Origin of the sequence: Variovorax sp. J22P240, assembly GCF_030316855.1 — a bacterium.
In the GTDB taxonomy this organism is placed as follows: Bacteria; Pseudomonadota; Gammaproteobacteria; order Burkholderiales; family Burkholderiaceae_C; genus Variovorax.
In genome coordinates this window covers 295,852-315,208 of record NZ_JASZYR010000002.1, presented here as the reverse complement: position 1 = coordinate 315,208, position 19,357 = coordinate 295,852, and the positions used below count along the sequence as shown (strand labels likewise).

The following is a 19,357-nucleotide window of genomic DNA, read 5'->3' as shown; positions in this document are numbered from 1 at the left end:
CGCAACAGCGCGGGGTGAATGAATGGTCGCAATGACAGTGCCGCAGGTCGATGACGTGGCAGGTCATGTCCACGCACCGCCGGATCAGGCCTTGTCCGATTTCCCCGCCGCGTTCGCAAATTTGCTGAGCATCCGATCAACGAGCCAGGGTTGGCGGTTCTCGTCTTCCGCACGCTCCTTCCGGCGGATCGCGTTGCGAACCACGATGGAGCCGACATAGCGGATCGGCTCCGGCGGAAAGTGGCCGAGCGGCCCTTTCGTCAGCGGGCTCCGGGTCCATGCGTTGTCCTGGTCGAGCAGCATGGACGACAGGATCTGGCCGCCCATGTAACTCGGCCCGACGCCATTGCCCGAGTAGCCGAAGCCGTAGCAGATGTGCGGGGCGCCGTCGAGCTTGCCAAAGAAGGGGAAGCCTGTGACGGAACGGTCCGATGGCCCGTTCCAACTCGCCGTGATCGGCGTGTCGCGCAATGCCGGGAAAAACGAACGCAATGCCTCCGTCAGCTCTGCCTCGTAGGGCGACCTCTGGTCAAAGACCGGTGCGATGCGCCCTCCCCACGAAAAGGTATTGCCGCCCTTGCCCAGCATGATCCGCCCGTCGACCGTGCTGCGGTAGTAGTAGACGAAGGTGCGCGAATCCAGCACCGAGACACCGTCGACCAGACCGCTCTGCCGGAGCAGGTCCGGGCATCGTTCGGTGATCACCATGTCGCTCGACACGACGGCGATGGTGCGTTCGAACTGCGGGAAGGTGCTCGCCATCCATGCATTGATCGCCAGCACCAGCTTCTTCGCCTCGATGCTGCCGCAGGGCGTGCGCACGGTGACCGGATGGCCGGTGCTGAAGTCGAGCATCGGGCTGCGCTCGTAGATTCGGATCCCCATCGCAAGCGCTGCGCGGCGCAGGCCGCGAACCAGCTTGCCGGGATGCACGGTCGCCGCGATCGGCGAATACACCCCGGCGAGATTGCGCGCCGAACCGGAGCGGCGCGCCACTTGCTCGGGTGGCAGCGGATAGTACGACTTGATGCCGCAACCCTCCAGAGCCTGCATCACCGGATCGAGTGTGCCTATCTGCGCCTGCGAGGTCGCGGTGTAGAGCGTCCCGTCCTGGCGCAGTTCGGCGTCGATGTCGTGCGCGCGGCAGAAGCCGGCGATGTGGTCCACCACCGCTTCCGAGGCCTTCACCAATCGGATCGCCTCGGCTTCGCCAAAAAGCCGGCGCAAGGTGAAGAACTTGGCAGACCATGTCAGAAGGCAGCCGCCGTTGCGCCCGCTGGCGCCCGCCCCGCAGAGATCGCTCTCGACGATCGCGATGTCCAGCGACGGATCCTGCTGCTTGGCCTGGATCGCCGTCCAGAGGCCGGTGAAGCCGCCTCCGACGATGCAGACATCGGCACGCTGCGCGCCTTGCAGGGCCGGCGCGAGATCGCCGTCGTTGAAGAGCGCCTGCTCGATCCAGAACGGACGCATGCCGGTCTAGGCCGCTACGGCTGCACGCCGATGATCGGCGGCGCAGGTTTCCATGTGGCGAACGAAATGCGCCAGGTCCGGCACCACGGCATCGGCGGACTTGGCCGTGTCGTCCCAACGGCGCAGGCGCACCGCGTCGCTGGCGAAGGGCAGGGCTTCGAAGGCCTTGGCCTGCGCGTCGTCGAAGACGCCGCCTTGCAGCGCCAGGCTGCGCTTCGAATCAGGCGATAGCGATTCGAGGTAACCGGCCACGCGGGCGCACAGGAAGCGCTTCGCGTCCACGTGCAGCCGGATCGGCTCCAGCGTTGCCGGACCGAACAGCGAACGAAGAAAGGGCAGGCAGCGGTACTGGTGCAGATCGTCCAGACCCTGCTGCGTCGGCGTGCCGCCGAAGTCGTGCAGTAGATGGCCAAGATCGTGCAACAGCGAGGCCGTGATCAAGGCACTGTCGGCGCCCTCCTGCTCCGCCAGATGGGCAGACTGCAGCGCATGCTCGAGTTGTGTCACCGGCTCGCCGTCGTACTGGGCGTGGCCTTTCGACTCGAACAGGCCGACGATGTCGGAAATGGTGAGGCTCATGGTTACCAGGGGAGCGAATAGGTCTTGCTGTTGGTGAAGCTCTTCATCGCTTCGAGCACGCCTTCCTTGTAGCCCAGGCCCGAGTCCTTGATGCCGCCGAAAGGCGTGAGTTCGAGCCGGTAGCCCGGCACCTCGCGAACGTTGACGCTGCCGACGTGGAGCTCGCGGATGAAGCGCGTGATGTAGTCGAGCCGGTTCGTGCATACCGATGACGACAGGCCATAGGCCGTGCCGTTGGAGATGCGGATCGCTTCCTCGATGCTGCCGAAGCGGATGACCGGCGAAACCGGGCCGAAGGTCTCGTGCTTGGCCACCGTCATCTCCGGGTCGACGCGGTCGAGCACGGTCGGCGAATACAGCGCGCCACGGCGCACGTTGCCGCAGAGCAGCTTGGCTCCCCCAGCGATGGCTTCGTTGACCACCGACTCGAACTGGATCGCAGCGGCTTCGTCGATCACCGTGCCCATGTCCATGGTCGGATCCATGGGGTCGCCATACTTCAGGGCCTTGGTTTTCTGCACCAGCAGTTCGACGAACCGGTCCGCCACGGCCTCGTGCACGAGCATGCGCTTGATGGCCGTGCACCGCTGGCCCGAGTTCTTGTACGAGCCGCTGGCGGCGAGCGTGGCGGCCTCCTCGATGTCGGCATCCTCCATCACGATGATGGGATCGTTGCCGCCGAGTTCGAGGATCTGCCGCTTGTAGGTGGCCTTGCCCGCGATGTACTTGCCGATCGCGACGCCGCCGGTGAAGGTGACGAGATCGACGTCAGGGTTCGTCAGCATCTCGTCGGCAATCTCGCGCGGGTCGCCGGTGATGACCGAGAGCATCTCCGGCGGCAGGCCCGCTTCATACAGGATGTCGGCGAGGACAAAGGCAGTCAGCGGCGTCTTCTCGCTCGGCTTGAGCACGATGCGGTTATTGGTCGCGATGGCCGGCGCCACCTTGTGGATCACCTGGTTCAGCGGATGGTTGAAGGGCGTGATCGCCGTGATGACACCCAGCAGCGGCTCGCGCAGCGTGTAGACCTTGCGGCTCTTGCCGTGATGCGTCAGGTCGCAGGAAAAGACCTGGCCGTCATCGACCAGCGCCTGGTTCGCGGCGAAGAGCAGCACATCGGAGGCACGGCCGACTTCGTACAGCGAGTCCTTGCGGCAAAGGCCGGATTCGAGCGTGATCGTGCGGGAGATTTCGTCGAGTCGCGAGGCGATGATTTCGCCGGCGCGCATCAGGATCTTGTAGCGTTCGTAGCGGGTCAGCGTCGGCTTGTAGTCGCGTGCAATGCGGTAGGCGCGGCGCACGTCTTCCAGCGTCGCCTTGGGCACGGTGGCGACCACCTCCCCCGAGTACGGATAGGTGACCTCGATCACCTCGTCGCGATAGACGCGCTCGCCGGCAATGCGCAGGGCTTCGCAGTGGATGTCGGCTGGCTTCGGCATGGGCTGGCTCATCGTGGTGCTTCCGTGCGACGTTACTGGGCGTGGTTCAGCGCGAGATCGAGAGCGTCGAAGTTGCGCAGGCGACGGCTGCTGGCGATGCCGTTGACGGGCCGGTTGCAGATCAGCGGCACGCGCTGTTCCGACACGCCGCCGTGCGAGCGCAGTGGCACTTCGAGCGCGGACAGATCGTGCCGGCTGGCCGAGGTGCCGATCACGGTGTTGCGTTCGCTGACGACGACGATGTCGCCGATGCGGTCCGGCGGCAGCTCGAAGCGCTTCGCCGCTTCGGCGCGGGAGAGTACCGACTCCATGCCCGGCACCTCCTTGATGCGCAGGATCCATTGCGCAGCGGTGGCTTCGTCGGGCGCATACACCGTCGCGAAAGAACCGAGCGCGCCGTGGTGCACCACGTAGGGGTCGGTGATCGGGAGGATGACGCGCGCCTTGTCGACGCCATACCAGCCGTCCAGCACATCCTGCAGGTAGATCACGTTGGGCTTGCCGTCGCTGTCGTGCTTGTCGTTCATGCCGTGGTCGGCCGTGAGCACGATAGTGGCGCCGAGCTCGTCGAGCTGCGCGAGGTAGCGGTCCATCATCGCGTAGAACGAGTTCGCGGCGGCGCTGCCGGGCGCTGCCTTGTGCTGTACGTAGTCGGTGGTCGACAGGTACATCAGGTCGGGGCGGCGCGTCTCCATCAGCTTGACGCCGGCAGCGAAGACGAATTCGGACAGTTCGGCGCTGTACACCGAAGGCACCGGCATGCGGACGAGATCGAGCACGTTGTCGATGCCGTTCTCGACCAGCGTCACCTGGTCGGCCTTCTCAGACGAGAAGCAGATGCCCTTCATGTGGTTGCCGAGGAGCTTGCGCAGCTTGTCCTTGGCCGTGACCACGGCCACCTTGGCGCCCGCGTCCGCGAACGCGGCCAGCACGGTGCCGGCGCGCAGGTACTTGGGGTCGTTCATCATGACTTCCTCGCCGAGTTCGCGGTCGAAGAAGTAATTGCCGCAGATGCCATGCACGGCCGGGGGCGCGCCCGTGACGATCGACAGGTTGTTGGGGTTGGTGAACGAAGGCACCACGCAGTCCGCCAGCAGATTGGCGCCCGTCTTCATCATGCGCGCGAGGTACGGGGCAACGCCTGCTGCCACGGCGGCGTCGAGATAGGCGGGCTCGCAGCCGTCCACGCACACAACGACCACGGGCCGGCTCATCCAGCGGTAGTTCCTGGCGTTGACTTCGATGGTCTCCGTTGTCATTTCAAGCTTCCTTGGTAGGTGAGTGAGTGATTGGCACGATTTGCGCGGTATCAGAGCGGCCCAGGGCCTTGTGCATTCGAGCGCGGCTGCCCGCGACGTGCTCGCGCATCACGCGGCCAGCACGGTCGGCATCGCCGGAAGCGATGGCCTCGACGATCTCGCGGTGTTCATCGACCGACACGCGCAGGCCGCCGCCGCCATCGAGGGCGCGCATGCGAAACAGGGACAGCTCCTTGATCAGGCGCTTGTAGGTCTCGGTCAGCTTCTGGCTGCCTGCGGTGTCGAGCAGGATCTCGTGGAACTGCAGATTGAGCTGCGCGTACTGCTCCAGGTCCTCCGCCTGCGCGGCGGATTTCATGGGGTCGAGCATGGCCTTGAGGCGCTCGAGCGCATCAGGCGCGATGGCGCGCGTCACGCGGCGGCCGATGATTTCTTCCAGCGCCTCGCGAAGTTCGTAGATCTCGTCGGCTTCCTCGAAGGCGATCTCGCGCACGAACACGCCGCGGTTCTTTTCGTTGCGCACCAGGCCCGCTTCTTCCAGCGCCCGCAAGGCCTCCCTGATCGGGCCGCGGCTGGTGTTGAAGCGCAGCGAGAGTTCACTCTCGTTGATGCGGCTCCCGACCGCCAACTCGCCCGTCATGATGAGTCGCTCGATCTCCTCTTGCACCAGCATCGGCAGCGAACTGGATTGCAGAAAAGCTAGGGCGGCGGTCGACTTGTTCGTTTGCATGCAGCGCATTTTTCGCTTCGAATTGCCAACTGTCAACAATTTTTTATTGACAGTCTCCAATCGACAACCTACATTGAGCCCACCGAAGCCAGTCAAGAGCTTGGGCAGTGATCAGTCCAACCCCCTCTCTACCGGAGAAAACGATGAACACACGAAAGAGCGCGCGTCCTCTCGCGATCGCCCTGTGCGCCGCCATGCTTGCCTTTGCCACGGGTGCCGCGCTGGCCCAGCAACGGACGCCACTTCTCGTCTACACCGCCCTCGAAACCGATGCGATGAAGCTCTACAAGGACGGCTTCGAAAAGGCCAATCCGGACATCGAAGTGAAGTGGGTTCGCGACTCCACCGGCATCGTGACCGCCAAGCTGCTGGCCGAAAAAGCCAATCCCCAGGCCGATGTGGTGGCCGGCGTCGCAGCCAGCAGCCTCGCCCTCCTTGACCAGGAAGGCATGCTCGCCGCGTATGAGCCGAAGGGCTTCAAGGCGCTGACGCCCGCCTATTCGGACAGCAAGAGCCCGCCCGCCTGGGTCGGCATGGACGTCTGGGCCGCGACGATCTGCTTCAACACGGTCGAAGCCCAGAAGCGCGGATTGCCAAAGCCCGAGAGCTGGAAGGACCTCACGAAGCCCATCTACAAGGGCGCGATCGTGATGCCGCACCCGGCTTCCAGCGGCACCGGCTATCTCGACGTGGCCGCCTGGCTGCAGATGTGGGGCGAGCCCGAGGGCTGGAAGTACATGGATGCCCTCCATGAAAACATCGCGCAATACGTGCATTCGGGCTCCAAGCCCTGCAAGCAGGCCGGTGCCGGGGAATTCCCGATTGGCATCTCCTTCGAGTTCCGGGCACACCAGGTGAAGAAGTCGGGCGCGCCGGTCGAACTGGTCTTCCCCAAGGAAGGCCTGGGCTGGGACATCGAGGCCACCGGCGTCATGAAGACCACCAAGAAGATGGAGCAGGCCAAGCGCCTGGCGGACTGGATGGCCAGCAAGGAGGCCAACCAGGTCACCTCCAACTGGTGGGCCATCGTCGCCTACCCCGGCGTGGCGAAGAAGCTGGAAGGCATCCCGGAAAACTACGAAAAGCTGCTGGCCAAGAACGACCTGAACTGGTCAGCCAAGAACCGCGAGCGCATCCTGGCCGAATGGAGCAAGCGCTACGAAGGCAAGGCAGAAGCGAAAAGTAACTAGGCTCGCCCCCAGGTTGGCTCACTTCGTGTAGCCGCCCCCCCCTGCCGGGGGCAACACCAGCGGCCCGGCAAAGCCGGTTCCGCGGTGTTTCTGGCAGGGATACGCGTCTCATGTGTTCCGGAGTTGCTCTCAATGGATATGACCGCCGCCAAGTTCATCGCAGACGAACTGCAACAAAAGACCGCCGCCCTCGAGGTCGTCGGCATCCGCAAGGACTTCGAGTCCTTCAGCGCCCTGCGCGACGTGCACCTGCGCGTGAAGCCCGGCGAGATGCTGTGCTTCCTCGGTCCCTCCGGCTGCGGCAAGACCACGCTGCTGCGCATCATCGCGGGCCTCGAGGCGCAGACCTCCGGGCAGATCCTGCAGAACGGACGCGATGTCTCGTGGCTGCCGCCCGACAAGCGCGACTACGGCATCGTGTTCCAGTCCTACGCCCTCTTCCCCAATCTCACGATTGCGGACAACGTGGGCTACGGCCTGGTCAACGGCAAGGCGAAGAAGGCCGAGATCAAGGCGCGCGTCGAAGAGCTCCTCGCGCTGGTCGGCCTGCCGACCTCGGGCCAGAAGTATCCGAGCCAGCTCTCGGGTGGCCAGCAGCAGCGCGTCGCGCTTGCGCGTGCCCTCGCCACGCGCCCTGGCCTGCTGCTGCTGGACGAGCCGCTGTCGGCGCTCGACGCGCTGGAGCGGATTCGCCTGCGCGGTGAAATCCGCCGGCTACAGAAGCAGGTCGGCATCACGACCATCATGGTCACGCACGACCAGGAAGAAGCCTTGTCGATGGCCGACCGCATCGTGGTCATGAACCACGGCGTCATCGAGCAGGTCGGCACGCCGATGGAAATCTACGAGCGGCCTGCCACACCTTTCGTCGCTGACTTCGTCGGCAAGGTCAATGTGCTGCGCGGTCACGCACTGGGCGGCAATCTCTTCCGCGTCGGCGACATGGAACTGCAGTGCGACGCCTGCGATACGGGCTTCGAACCTGGCGATGCGGTGAATCTCTACCTGCGCCCGGAAGACCGCGTTGCCGAGCACCTCGGCCCCGACACGCCCAATCGGCTCAACGCACTGGTCACCAAGGTCGAGTTCCTCGGTGGCCTTTGCATTGCGGAGGTGACCGCCGACGCACTGCACGGCCAGACGCTCGGCCTGCACTTCTCGCTCAACCAACTCCACGACCTCGACATCCGCGAAGGCAATCACATCGACATCGCGCTGCGCGCGAACCGCATCCGGGCCTTTTGCGAGAGGACCTCGAAGAGATGAACACACTGGCACACGCCCACCCTGTCCGGGCCGCGTGGCACGGTCGTTCCGGTATGCGCTGGAGCCGCGACGAACTCATCGCGCGCGGCGTGCTGCTTCTCGTGATGGCGATGCTTTTCGTGTTCCTGATCGCGCCGCTCTTCACGATCCTGATCAACGCCGTGCTGGACAAGGAAGGCCGCTTCGTCGGCCTCGCGCACTTCATCACCTACTTCCAGACGCCGAGCCTGATGCGGGCAGCGTGGAACTCGATCTGGGTCTCGACGGTGGTCGTGCTGATCTCGGTGCCGACGGCCTTCGTCTGCGCCTATGCGCTCACACGCACCTGCCTGCCGACGCCGTTCAAGGCCACGTTCCGGCTGATCGCGCTGATTCCGCTGCTGGCTCCTTCGCTGCTGTCGGCCATCTCTTTCGTGCAGTGGTTCGGCAACCAGGGCGCGCTCAAGTTCCTGCTCGGCGGCGCATCGATCTACGGCGCGCCGGGGATCATCCTGGCGGAGGTCTACAACACCTTTCCGCACGCGCTCATGATCCTCGTCACCGCTCTGTCGCTCGCCGACGGGCGGCTGTACGAAGCGGCCACGGCGTTGCGCACGCCCGCCTGGCGCCAGTTCACGACGATCACGCTGCCCTCGTGCAAGTACGGCCTGATCAGCGCGGCGACTGTCGTCTTCACGTACGTGGTCAGCGACTTCGGCGCGCCCAAGGTGATCGGCGGCAACTTCAACGTGCTGTCGGTGGATGTGTTCAAGCAGGTGGTCGGGCAGCACAACTTCTCGATGGGTGCGGTGGTCGGCATGCTGTTGCTGGTGCCTTCCCTGATCTCGTTCGCGATCGACTACACGGTGCGGCGCAAGCTCAAAGCGCAGCTCACGGCCCGTTCGGTGCCCTACAGCCCGAAGCCGAGCCGGCTGGGCGACACACTGCTGGCGCTGTTCTGCACGGTGGTATGCCTGCTGCTGCTGGCCACGATCGGCATGGCGGTCTACACCTCGCTGATCAAGCTCTGGCCGTACGACCTCTCGTTCACGCTCAAGCACTATCACTTTGCGCTGGTCGAGAGCGACATGGCGGCGGCCTACACCAACAGCCTGATCCTGGCGATCTCCACCGCGGTCGCTGGCTCGCTGATCGTCTTCGTGGGCGCCTACCTGATCGAGAAGACGCGCAACATCGACCTGATGCGCCGCACGATGCACCTGATGGCCGTCCTGTCGATGGCCGTGCCGGGCCTGGTACTGGGCCTGGGCTACGTGATGTTCTTCAACCATCCGGCCAACCCACTCAACTTCATGTACCAGACGATGGCGATCCTGATCGTGTCCACCATCGTCCACTACTACACGTCGAGCCACCTCACTGCGGTGACGGCGCTGAAGCAGATCGACAACGAATTCGAGGCAGTGTCGGCCTCGCTGAAGGTGCCGTTCTTCAAGACCTTCATCCGCGTGACGGTGCCCGTGTGCCTGCCGGCCATCCTGGACATCGGCCGCTATTTCTTCGTGGTCTCGATGGCGAGCCTGTCGTGCGCGATCTTCCTGTATTCGCCGGAGACGATCCTGGCTTCCGTCGCGATCATGCATCTGGACGAGGCCGGCGACATCGGCCCCGCGGCGGCGCTGGCGAGCTTGATCGTGGCGACCTCGACCGTCGTCTGCATCGCCTATTCGCTGCTCACGCGAGTGATGCTGACCCGCACCCAGGCGTGGCGCAACTTGCGGCGTGCCTGATCTTCATCCTCATTCCTGCTGACCTTCCCTCACCTGGAGACACCATGAGTCAAGCCTCCCACCCGATCCTCCTCACACCCGGTCCGTTGACGACGTCCGACCGCACGCGGGCCGCCATGCTGCGCGACTGGGGTTCATGGGATTCGGATTTCAACCAGATCACTGCACGCATTCGCCAGCAGGTGCTGCGCATCGTCCACGGCGAGGGCACGCACGAATGCGTCCCGTTGCAAGGCAGCGGCACTTTCTCGGTCGAGGCAGCCATCGGCACGGTGGTTCCGCGCGGTGGCCATGTGCTGGTGCCGAACAACGGCGCGTACTGCCAGCGCATTGCGCGCATCTGCAAGGTGCTGGGGCGCAAATTGACAACGATCGACTACACGGAGGACAAGCAGGTGACAGCGGCGGATGTGGATCGCGTGCTGGCGGCCGATCCGACGATCACGCACGTTGCGCTGGTGCACTGCGAGACCGGAACGGGCGTGCTCAATCCGCTGCACGAGGTTGCGCTGGTCGTGGCCAAGCATGGCCGCGGGTTGATCGTCGATGCGATGAGTTCTTTCGGCGCGCTGGAGATCGATGCGCGCAAGACACCCTTCGATGCGGTCGTCGCAGCCTCTGGCAAGTGTCTCGAAGGCGTGCCGGGGATGGGCTTCGTGGTCATCAAGCGCAGCACTCTCGAGAAGTGCGAAGGTCACTGTCATTCGCTCGCGATGGATCTGTACGACCAGTGGGTCTACATGGGCAAGACGACACAGTGGCGTTTCACGCCGCCGACGCACGTGGTCGCGGCGCTCGACGAGGCGATCACGCAGTACTTCGAGGAAGGCGGCCTGGAAGCGCGTGGCGGTCGGTATGCGCGCAATTGCAAGGCTCTGATCTCGGGTCTCGCGGCGCTCGGCTTCCGCACCTATCTCGATCCTGCGATCCAGGCGCCGATCATCGTGACCTTTCACGCGCCAGACGATCCGAAGTACGACTTCAAGACCTTCTACCAAGAGGTCAAGAAGCGTGGGTACATCCTCTATCCGGGCAAGCTGACGCAGGTGGAAACCTTCCGCGTCGGATGCATGGGGCACTTTGGCGATGCGGGGATTCCGGGAGCTGTAGCCGCCGTCGCGGATACGTTGAAGGCGATGGGGATCCGGCAGGTTTCCGCTGCGGCTTTGGCATAGGCTCTGACGGTTGGGCGCTTGTTCCTTTGGGGCGGGCGCCCGGTGACGTCGGCCGGCACAAGGCACACCGCCCGACGACGCTGCCCACCAACCTCAGTTCAAGCAGGAACGCCCGCCGGCCGAGCAGTACCGCGAGGACCCGAACTCGGCGCCAGATAACGATCGACGGACAGCCCATCCGTGCGAATGTCCGGCCGACGTCCCATCACTTGGTCCGCCACCACCTTGCCCGACCCGCACGCCATGGTCCAACCCAGCGTGCCGTGGCCGGTGTTGAGGTACAGGTTGGCGTACGGCGTCGCGCCGACGATGGGCGTGCTGTCCGGCGTCATCGGTCGCAGGCCCGTCCAGAACGTGGCACGCGGCAGGTCGCCGCAAGGGAACAGATCGGTGATCACGCGCTCCAGCGTTTCGCGCCGGCGCGGGTTCAGGCGAAGGTCGAAGCCGCCCAGTTCGGCCATACCACCGACGCGGATGCGGTCGTCGAAACGCGTGACAGCGACTTTGTAGGTTTCGTCGAGGACGGTCGATTGTGGCGCCGCCGATGGGTCGATCAACGGCACCGTCAGCGAATAGCCCTTGACCGGGTACACCGGGATGTCCAGGCCCAACGGCGCGATGAAGTCGCGCGAATAGCTGCCGAAGGCGAGCACGTAACGGTCGGCCCTCAGCACCTCGCGAGACGCGCCACCCAGACGAACGCCGGCAATGCGACCGCCTTCGGTGATGAGGCCATCGACCGACTGCTCGAAGCGGAAGTTCACGCCGAGGCCGCGAGCGATGTCCGCCAGTCCGCGCGTGAACAGGTTGCAGTCGCCCGTCTCATCGTTCGGCAAACGCAGGCCGCCGGCCAGCAGATCGCCCGTGTGAGCCAACGCCGGCTCGACCGTGGCGAGTTGCGTGCGATCGAGCAATTGATAGGGAACGCCGCACTCCTGCAGGACCGCGACGTCGCGCTGCACGGCGTCCAACTGCGCCTGCGTACGAAACAGCTGCAGCGTGCCCTGTGTGCGGTGCTCATAGCGGATGCCAGTTTCGGCACGAAGCTCACGCAGGCAATCGCGGCTGTATTCGGCCACCCGCATCATGCGTTCCTTGTTGACCGCGTAGCGCTCGGGCGAGCAGTTCTTCAGCATGGCGGCCATCCAACGCAACTGGAACAGCGTGCCGTCCGGCCGGATCGACAGCGGCGCGTGCTTCTGGAACATCCACTTCAGCGCCTTCAAGGGGATGCCGGGCGCGGCCCACGGGGTCGAATAACCGGGCGACACCTGCCCGGCGTTGGCAAAGCTCGTTTCCTGCGCGGGGCCATCCTGACGGTCGACCAGCGTCACCTCGGCGCCAGCGCGGGCCAGGTAGTAAGCGGTCGTGACACCGATGACTCCGCCACCCAAAACGATCACTTTCATCGCGAAACCCTTTGCATGCAGGAAAGGATTCAAGCGTATTCTTCGGATCGCCATAAACTCCACTGAAATGTGCTCCATGCTCAGTGGTTCTTGCTGATTTTTGAGGCCAATAGGCTCCGGAGGAGTGAAATGATCGATCTCGACCGCACCGACCGAAAAATCCTCGACATCCTCCAACGCCAGGGACGCATTTCCATGACCGACCTGGCCGAGCAGATCGGGCTTTCGACCTCCCCCTGCTCGGAGCGCGTTCGGCGCATGGAGCGTGACGGCGTGATCACGGGCTACCACGCCCGAATCGATCCGCAGGCGATCGGCAAGACGCTGCTGGTGTTCGTCGAGATCACGCTGTCGTCCAAGTCGGGCGACGTCTTCGACAAGGTGCGCAAGGAGTTGCTGCACGTGCCGGAAGTGATGGAATGCCATCTGGTGTCCGGCGGCTTCGACTACCTCATCAAGGCGCGGCTGCGCGCCATGAGCGACTACCGCAACCTCTTGGGCGACCTGTTGAAGAAGCTGCCGGTCACGGCGGAGTCGCGCAGCTACATCGTGATGGAAGAAGTCAAGGAAAGCCTGTACCTTCCGATGGACCGATGAACCGCCATCCTGGAGTTGCCCGATGCGCGTCTTTCAACTTGCCATTCGCCTGATCCTGCTTTGCGCCGTGTGGGCAAGCGCCGCGGCACAACCGAGCCAGCAATTCGTAGTCAGGGGTGACCGCGCACTCGATTGAAAGCGCTGTTCAGGGCGCCAGGAATCCGGCCCGGCGCAAGGCCTGCTGCCCGGTGCCGCTGCGCAGATCATCCGCAAAGGCCTGCGCCGGCTGGGGCGCACCACTTCGCACGGCAAGCCCGTAATCCGCACTCACATTGATCGCGGGCGGAACGTCGATCATCTGCAGGCCCGGTTCCTCGTTGACAGCCAGCACCGCGTTCGTGCAATAGGTCAGGAAGACGTCGGCCTGGCCGCTCGCGACCAGCATGCCGTATACGTTGCGTCCCGCAGGTGGCGCAGGTGAATTCGGCCCGCCGGTCAATTGCAGCGCCTTGTCGGCCAATGACTTGGCGGACCCGGCAGGCGCGGCGCCGCTGCGCTCCACTTTCTCGAAAAGTTCGAAGGCGTAGTCGCCCGAGGGGTCGGCCCTCGGTGTCGAGGTGCCGAGCTTGATCGACGGATCGAGGAGCAGTGGGACCAGCGTGTCGCGCGTCACCTTGAGGCCGGGCCGAGCGAGCGCACACAGCGCGTTGCGCGCAAAGGCCACGGTCGACCCCCAATTGCCGCCCGCAGCCAGCGATTGCGGATGCGCCATGTTGGCCGATGCGAACACATCGACGCGCTCGCCCGCAGCGATGCGATCGCGCAGCAGGCCCGACGCGCCGAAGGTCAGTGCGATACGAGTACCCGGGTTCGCCTTCTCGAAGGCCTGCGCCGCCTGCGTGATCGGCCGACGCAGGCTGCCGGCCGCGAAGACCGACACGGTCGCGTCGGGTGACGCTGTCTGAGCCCCGTCCGCGCCTGTGATCAGACCTGAAGCGAGCAGCGCGGCACCCAGCACCTTACTTGGTGGCATTGGGGAAGAACAACTGCTCGCCGCCGATCTTGTAGCTCGCGATGGTCGACTGCCCGGCTGGCGAGATCACCCAATCCACGAACTTCTGCGCGCCCGCGCTGTTGAGTTGTGGAAACTTCGTCGGGCTCACGACCATCACGCCGTATTGGTTGAACAGGCGCTTGTCGCCTTCGACCAGCACCGCCAGATCCGCACGGTTCTTGAAGCTCAGCCAGGTTCCGCGATCGCTCAGCACGTAGGCACCGCTCGATGCCGCGATATTGAGCGCCGGGCCCATGCCGCAGCCGCATTCCTTGTAGCCCGTGCCTTTCTTTTCGTTGGGTACGGGCTGGCCCGTTTCGACGATGCCGGTCTGCGACCACAGCCGGCGCTCGGCGGCGTCCGTGCCGCTCTTGTCGCCGCGCGAGACGAAGGGTGCGTTGGTCGCGGCGATCTTCTTCAGCGCGGCGACGATGTCGTTGCCCTTCACGCCGGCCGGGTCGGCCTTCGGGCCCACGAGCACGAAGTCGTTGTACATGACGGGGAAACGCTGGGCCGCGAATCCCTCGGCGACGAACTTCTCCTCCGCAGCCGTGTCGTGCACGAAGAGCACATCCGCATCGCCGCGCTTTGCCATGTCGATCGCCTGGCCGGTGCCAACGGCAACCACCTTGACGTCGATGTTGCTGGCTTGCTTGAACGCCGGCAGCAGGTGGGCGAACAGGCCCGACTGCTCGGTCGACGTGGTCGAGGCCATCGTGATGGTCTCGGCATGTGCAGCCAGCGTACCCGCCGTGAGGACGATCGCGCCAAGCGCAGAACGCGCCCTCTTGGGCAGATTGAAATAGCTCATACCAACTCTCCTTTGACAAAAAGACGGGCTTCCTCTGGCAGGGGTCCACTGAAGAAATCGTGTGCCGGGAGATCGGCGAGTACGCGGCCGTGCTCCAGATAGATCACGCGGCTCGCAAGCCGTTTGACCTGGCCGAGGTTGTGGCTGGCAAAGACCAGCGTGCGGCCCTGCGCAGCATCGGCAATCAATGCCTCGACCTCGCGCTTGGCGGTAGGGTCCAGGCTGGCCGTCGGCTCATCCAGGAACAGCACGTCAGGATGCAGCACCCAGGCTCTTGCGAGCGCCATGCGCTGCTGCTGACCGCCCGACAGCGTGCGCGCGTTGCGCCCCGCGAGGTCGGCGAGCCCGACCCTCCCGAGCGCATCGACGGCCTGCTGTCGCGCATGACGCCAGCGCGCGCCGTGCAGCCACAGGGCGAGCGCGACGTTGTTGCGCACGCTCGCGCGCAGCATGTGCGGCCGCTGGAACAGCATCGCCTGCGCGCGGCGCGGCACCCTGCTGACGACTGCGCCGCGGGCATGCGGCACGAGACCATGCAACACGCGCAGCAGAGTGCTCTTGCCGCTGCCGTTGGCGCCGATCAGCGCGACACGCTCGCCGGGATGGATCGACAAGGTGGCGCCGGCCAGCGCCCGTACGCGGCCGAATTGCACATCGACGCCGTGCAGGCTGAAGAGCGCCTCGTCGTTCGCCGAACCGTCACCCGTCCCGCTCACGAAGCCACCTCCAGATGCCGCACCGCGGACGCATCGGCAGCGCCGCCGTCGACCCGCTCGCGCCAGCCGCGCAGGGCCGATATGGCGAAGTTGAGCACCAGCACGACACCCAGCAGCACGAGTCCGAGTGCGAGCGCCAGGGGCAGGTCACCCTTGCTGGTTTCCAGGGCAATGGCCGTGGTCATCACCCGCGTGAAGCCGTCGATATTGCCGCCGACGATCATCACCGCCCCGACCTCCGACACCGCACGGCCGAAGGCGGCGATCACCACGGTGACCAGCGCGTAGCGTTCGTCCCACACGAGCAGCAGCGCGCGCGCGAAAGCACCGGCGCCGAGCGATCGAAGTTGCTCGCCGTGCGCGCGGTCGGCGTCCTCGATGGTCTGGCGCGTGAGGGCCGTGACCACCGGGAGCACGAGGATCGTCTGGGCGAGCACCATGGCCTTGAAGCTGAAGAGCCAGCCCAGGAAACCGAGCGGCCCCGAGCGCGACAACAACAGGTAGATCACCAGCCCCACGACCACCGAGGGAAGCGCCAGCAAGGTATTGAGCAGGGTGAGCAGCAAGCCCCGGCCGGCGAACCGGCTCACCGCGAGCCATGCCCCCAGCAGCAAGCCGAAGCCGCAGGCCAGCAGGCAGGCAGTGGCGCTGACTGCGAGCGACCGGCCGACGATGGCGAGCAAAACGGGATCGCCCGAAACAACGAGGTGTCCAGCAGCGGCAACGCTATCGGCAAAGGTGTTCATTCAAGGGGTGGTTCAGAAAAGCGCACGCAGTATGGGCAAGCATCGACGCGCTACCTATGCAATCTCTTGCATAGGTAGACGACCGCGTCTGCATAATCCTTCGCGCCATTCACACGCCCCCCACTCCTTGTGCAACAGATCGAACTCTCCTATGCCATCGCGCCGCGCCGCAATGGCCGTGCGCTGATCCGCAATCCGCTCATGGAACTGCTGCACGCAGTGCGCGAGCACGGCTCGATCTCGGCTGCCGCGCGTGCGCTCGGCTTCTCCTACCGGCACGTGTGGGGCGAACTGAAGCGCTGGGAACAGACGCTGGGCCATCCGCTGGTGACGGGCGACCAGGGACGATCGGCGCAGTTGTCCGAGTTCGGCGACAAACTGTTGTGGGCCGAGCGCCAGGCCCAGGCGCGGCTGGCGCCACAGATCGAAGCGCTGCACGCCGATCTCGAACGCGCGTTTGCGCTTGCATTCGATGACCGCACGCATGTGCTGAGCCTGCATGCAAGCCACGATGACGCGCTCGTCCTCCTGCGCGCCCATGCGGCCGCGACGGCCCAACTGCAACTGGACATCCGGTTCACCGGCAGCGTGGATGCGATCAGCGCGCTCAACCAGGGCCGGTGCGTGATGGCGGGCTTTCACACCATCGAGCGGCCGCCGATCGGCTCGATCGCGCAGCGCACCTACAAGCCGCTGCTGAAGCCCGGCCTGCACAAGATCATCGGATTCGCACGGCGCACGCAGGGCCTGATCGTCGCGTCCGGCAATCCACTGCAGTTGAACGGCCTCCCGGATGTCATTGCGCGCCGGGCGCGCTACGTGAACCGGGCGCTCGGCACGGGTACACGCGTTCTGCTCGACGAGCTGCTGGCTCGCGATGGGCTCGACGCCGATGCGGTCGACGGGTACGCGAGGGATGAGCCTTCGCATGCAGCCGTCGCACATGCGGTCGCGGCCGGCCAGGCCGATGCGGGGCTTGGGCTCGAATCCGCGGCACGCACTGCGGGTCTTGGCTTCGTGCCGCTGGTGAACGAGCGCTACCACCTGGCCTGCCTCAAGTCGGCACTCGACCAGCCGGCGATCGAAGCGCTGCTCAAGTTGTTGCGCGGTGCTGCCTGGCAGCATCGGCTGGGCACGTTGCCGGGCTACGAAAGCGCAAGCAGCGGCGAGGTGCAATCGCTGAGCGCGCTGCTGCCGTGGTGGAATTTCAAGCCGAAGAAGGCCGGGTAGCCAGCATCAAAGCGAACAGGTCCTGAAGCCGAAGAATCCGTCGTCGCGCGCGGGCGATGCAAAGCCCCGGCGCTTCGGCGAACGCAGCCGTGCGCGCGTCGCGAACGATGCGCCGCGCAGCACACGAGCCTTTCCAAAAGCAGGCTGAGGATCGAACTCGGTGCCTTCGCTCCACGGGTCCGGCGCAAAGCCCTCCCAGGGCTGCAAGGTGCCAGCGGTCCATTCGTGCACATCGGCCCACCGGAAGCCACGGCGTCCCAGGGTGTGCGCGGCAATCTCCCACTCGACTTCGGTGGCGATCCGGCGCCCGGCCCAGCGCGCCCATGCGTCCGCTTCCCACCAGCTCACGTGCACGGCGCTCTGGTTGCCCGCCGCGCGCACGGTCCGGCCGAAATGCTGCTGCAGCACCGAGCCGCCGGTGCCGTGGCGCGCCGCGCCGATCTGCTCCACGTGTCGCGGCCCGCGTCGCCCTTCGGTCTGGCTTTCGAGCCATTGCAGTCCCTCGGGCCGCCACAGTTCGGCCCGGTCGTAGCCACCGTCATCGACGAACTCCACGTACTGGTCCCAGGTCACGGGCTGGGCATCGATCTCGAACTCCGGCACATCGACCCGCTGCAAGCCGCGCTCCTGCGCGAAGACGAACCCCGAGTCGGGCAGCCCGAGTTCCCACGGCGTCGCAGGCACCAGAAGCGGCTCCCGCGTGACCGCGGCCGGCGGCAGTTCGACGCCCAACGGCAAGCCGAGCGTCTGCGCCATGACGACCAGTTGCTCGCCGCGCAAATCTTCATGAAACAGGGCGAGCCGGTAGAAGTACAAGCCGGCATCGGTTTCGGCCGCGTGCTCGAGCAGTTCGAGCGTGCTCTCCAGCGTTTCGAGCAAATAGGCTTTGGTCTGCGTCAGATCGGGCATCTCGGGCGACCAACGCTCGTGCACGTCGATCTGCAGCGGGTTCCACCATGCGTCGGCATCTGGCTCGATCGCGGCCAGGCGCGTGGGCCGCACCGGGCATTCCGTACCGAACGCGCGCTGCGTGTTGCGCGCAATCCACCACTCCGCGAACCAGCCGATGTGGCCGGCCAGCCATACGGGCGGATCGACTCCCTCGACCCGGGGCACGGCCAGCGCCGCTGAGCCGAGCGCCTGCTCGTAGAGCGACAGAAGATGCAGCGTGTGGTTGCGCGCGTCGATCAGCGCCAGCGAAAGCAGTTCGCGACCCGCGCGACGCATGTCCGGCGAGTCGATGGAATGCGGCAGGCCGGGCGTGCTGAACGGCGTCGATGACGGCGGGCTCGAGGGCATCGGCCATTATGGCGAGGCGCATCGACCGCGTTGGCGCAGTGCAATCCGCCTCGGGGTAAACCCGGGCACGAGCACAGGGAAGAGCAGGCGCTACAGAGCGTTACCATTGTCAACTTTGCGCCAAACGACCCGGCGCCACCGCATTCATCCCGCAGGGAGACAAAACGTTGTCAGCATTCCTCAAATTCGCGCTCGTCATGGACTGGATCAGCGCCAAGCTCGGCAAGGTCGCCGCCTGGGCCGTGCTGGCCGCTTCGGTCATCTCCGCCGGCAACGCCGTCATCCGCTATGGCCTGGACCTCAGCAACAACGCGTGGCTCGAGATTCAGTGGTATCTGTTCGCCGCCACTGTCATGCTCGGTGCCCCGCTGGTGCTCAAGCTCAATGAACACGTTCGCGTCGACATCATCTACGGCAAGCTCAAGCGCAACGGCCCCGTCTACGTCGACTTGTTCGGCCTGGTGTTCTTCCTGCTGCCCGTGATGGGCCTGCTGTTCTGGCTCACCTTCCCTTTCTTCCTCAACATGCTGCGCACAGGCGAGATCTCGGGGAACATCGGCGGCCTCATCCGCTGGCCCGCGGCGTTGATGATGCCCCTGGGCTTCGGCGCGATGTTCCTGCAAGGCGTGGCCGAAATCATCAAGCGCATTGCCTACCTGCGTGGCCTGATCGAGATGGACACGCACTACGAGAAGCCCGTGCAATGAGCGCCCT

18 protein-coding genes are annotated in these 19,357 nt (G+C 65.2%); 7 read left to right on the top strand and 11 right to left on the bottom strand.

Annotated features, from left to right (window positions below; genetic code table 11):
- Nucleotides 1-84: 84 nt before the first annotated feature.
- Genes QTI24_RS08395 through QTI24_RS08375 form a run of 5 tightly spaced genes read right to left on the bottom strand, consistent with a single transcriptional unit; the run spans nucleotide 85 to nucleotide 5,480 of the window.
- Nucleotides 85-1,473 (bottom strand): FAD-dependent oxidoreductase, encoded by a 1,389-nt coding sequence (locus tag QTI24_RS08395; RefSeq protein WP_286599686.1) that lies wholly within the window; start codon nucleotides 1,471-1,473, stop codon nucleotides 85-87.
- Nucleotides 1,474-1,479: 6 nt separating this feature from the next.
- A complete protein-coding gene (locus QTI24_RS08390) occupies nucleotides 1,480-2,052 on the bottom strand; it encodes a phosphonate degradation HD-domain oxygenase (RefSeq protein ID WP_286599685.1) in 573 nt (190 codons plus the stop codon).
- 2 nt (nucleotides 2,053-2,054) lie between these two features.
- A complete protein-coding gene (gene phnY / locus QTI24_RS08385; RefSeq protein ID WP_503011223.1) occupies nucleotides 2,055-3,491 on the bottom strand; it encodes a phosphonoacetaldehyde dehydrogenase in 1,437 nt (478 codons plus the stop codon).
- 32 nt (nucleotides 3,492-3,523) lie between these two features.
- Nucleotides 3,524-4,750, bottom strand: coding sequence for a phosphonoacetate hydrolase (gene phnA / locus QTI24_RS08380; RefSeq protein ID WP_286599683.1), 1,227 nt, complete (start codon nucleotides 4,748-4,750; stop codon nucleotides 3,524-3,526).
- Nucleotide 4,751: 1 nt separating this feature from the next.
- Nucleotides 4,752-5,480 (bottom strand): phosphonate utilization associated transcriptional regulator, encoded by a 729-nt coding sequence (locus QTI24_RS08375; protein ID WP_286599682.1) that lies wholly within the window; start codon nucleotides 5,478-5,480, stop codon nucleotides 4,752-4,754.
- Nucleotides 5,481-5,623: 143 nt separating this feature from the next.
- Between QTI24_RS08375 and QTI24_RS08370 the strand changes: the two genes are divergently transcribed.
- The 4 genes from QTI24_RS08370 to QTI24_RS08355 all read left to right on the top strand — a co-directional run bounded on the left by QTI24_RS08370 (nucleotide 5,624) and on the right by QTI24_RS08355 (nucleotide 10,841).
- On the top strand, nucleotides 5,624-6,670 hold the full coding sequence (locus QTI24_RS08370; RefSeq protein ID WP_444814739.1) for a putative 2-aminoethylphosphonate ABC transporter substrate-binding protein: 1,047 nt from the start codon (nucleotides 5,624-5,626) through the stop codon (nucleotides 6,668-6,670).
- Between the two features lie 132 nt (nucleotides 6,671-6,802).
- Nucleotides 6,803-7,936 carry a putative 2-aminoethylphosphonate ABC transporter ATP-binding protein gene (locus QTI24_RS08365; protein WP_286599681.1) on the top strand — a complete coding sequence of 378 codons (1,134 nt, stop codon included), beginning with the start codon at nucleotides 6,803-6,805 and terminating at the stop codon, nucleotides 7,934-7,936.
- Nucleotides 7,933-9,666: a putative 2-aminoethylphosphonate ABC transporter permease subunit gene (locus tag QTI24_RS08360; RefSeq protein ID WP_286599680.1), complete on the top strand. Its 1,734-nt coding sequence runs from the start codon at nucleotides 7,933-7,935 to the stop codon at nucleotides 9,664-9,666. The genes QTI24_RS08365 and QTI24_RS08360 overlap by 4 nt, the downstream gene beginning before the upstream one ends.
- A 44-nt stretch (nucleotides 9,667-9,710) precedes the next feature.
- Nucleotides 9,711-10,841, top strand: coding sequence for a 2-aminoethylphosphonate--pyruvate transaminase (locus tag QTI24_RS08355; protein ID WP_286599679.1), 1,131 nt, complete (start codon nucleotides 9,711-9,713; stop codon nucleotides 10,839-10,841).
- 98 nt (nucleotides 10,842-10,939) lie between these two features.
- Here the strand turns inward: QTI24_RS08355 and QTI24_RS08350 are convergent, their stop codons facing one another.
- Nucleotides 10,940-12,250, bottom strand: a complete 1,311-nt coding sequence (locus tag QTI24_RS08350; protein ID WP_286599678.1) for a D-amino acid dehydrogenase — start codon at nucleotides 12,248-12,250, stop codon at nucleotides 10,940-10,942.
- A 129-nt stretch (nucleotides 12,251-12,379) separates the two neighbouring features.
- On the opposite strand from QTI24_RS08350, the gene QTI24_RS08345 reads away from it, so the two are divergent.
- The gene (locus QTI24_RS08345; protein WP_286599676.1) at nucleotides 12,380-12,847 is read left to right on the top strand and encodes an Lrp/AsnC ligand binding domain-containing protein; all 468 of its coding nucleotides are present in this window, start codon (nucleotides 12,380-12,382) and stop codon (nucleotides 12,845-12,847) included.
- A gap of 145 nt (nucleotides 12,848-12,992) precedes the next feature.
- On the opposite strand, the gene QTI24_RS08340 is transcribed toward QTI24_RS08345, so the two are convergent.
- Genes QTI24_RS08340 through QTI24_RS08325 form a run of 4 tightly spaced genes read right to left on the bottom strand, consistent with a single transcriptional unit; the run spans nucleotide 12,993 to nucleotide 16,114 of the window.
- Nucleotides 12,993-13,820 (bottom strand): molybdate ABC transporter substrate-binding protein, encoded by an 828-nt coding sequence (locus QTI24_RS08340; protein ID WP_286599674.1) that lies wholly within the window; start codon nucleotides 13,818-13,820, stop codon nucleotides 12,993-12,995.
- Nucleotides 13,807-14,652 (bottom strand): ABC transporter substrate-binding protein, encoded by an 846-nt coding sequence (locus tag QTI24_RS08335; RefSeq protein WP_286599673.1) that lies wholly within the window; start codon nucleotides 14,650-14,652, stop codon nucleotides 13,807-13,809. The genes QTI24_RS08340 and QTI24_RS08335 overlap by 14 nt, the downstream gene beginning before the upstream one ends.
- Nucleotides 14,649-15,368 (bottom strand): ABC transporter ATP-binding protein, encoded by a 720-nt coding sequence (locus QTI24_RS08330; protein ID WP_286599672.1) that lies wholly within the window; start codon nucleotides 15,366-15,368, stop codon nucleotides 14,649-14,651. Before QTI24_RS08330 ends, QTI24_RS08335 begins: the two co-directional genes overlap by 4 nt.
- Nucleotides 15,365-16,114, bottom strand: a complete 750-nt coding sequence (locus tag QTI24_RS08325; protein WP_286599671.1) for an ABC transporter permease — start codon at nucleotides 16,112-16,114, stop codon at nucleotides 15,365-15,367. Before QTI24_RS08325 ends, QTI24_RS08330 begins: the two co-directional genes overlap by 4 nt.
- 129 nt (nucleotides 16,115-16,243) lie before the next feature.
- Here QTI24_RS08325 and QTI24_RS08320 point away from each other — a divergent pair, with 129 nt between their 5' ends.
- Entirely contained in the window at nucleotides 16,244-17,344 is a 1,101-nt protein-coding gene (locus QTI24_RS08320; protein ID WP_286599670.1) for a substrate-binding domain-containing protein, read from the top strand.
- A 6-nt stretch (nucleotides 17,345-17,350) separates the two neighbouring features.
- Here QTI24_RS08320 and QTI24_RS08315 read toward each other — a convergent pair whose 3' ends face one another.
- Nucleotides 17,351-18,643, bottom strand: a complete 1,293-nt coding sequence (locus tag QTI24_RS08315; RefSeq protein WP_286599669.1) for an SUMF1/EgtB/PvdO family nonheme iron enzyme — start codon at nucleotides 18,641-18,643, stop codon at nucleotides 17,351-17,353.
- Nucleotides 18,644-18,810: 167 nt separating this feature from the next.
- Here QTI24_RS08315 and QTI24_RS08310 point away from each other — a divergent pair, with 167 nt between their 5' ends.
- The gene (locus QTI24_RS08310) at nucleotides 18,811-19,350 is read left to right on the top strand and encodes a TRAP transporter small permease subunit (RefSeq protein WP_286599668.1); all 540 of its coding nucleotides are present in this window, start codon (nucleotides 18,811-18,813) and stop codon (nucleotides 19,348-19,350) included.
- Nucleotides 19,351-19,357 lie beyond the last annotated feature (7 nt).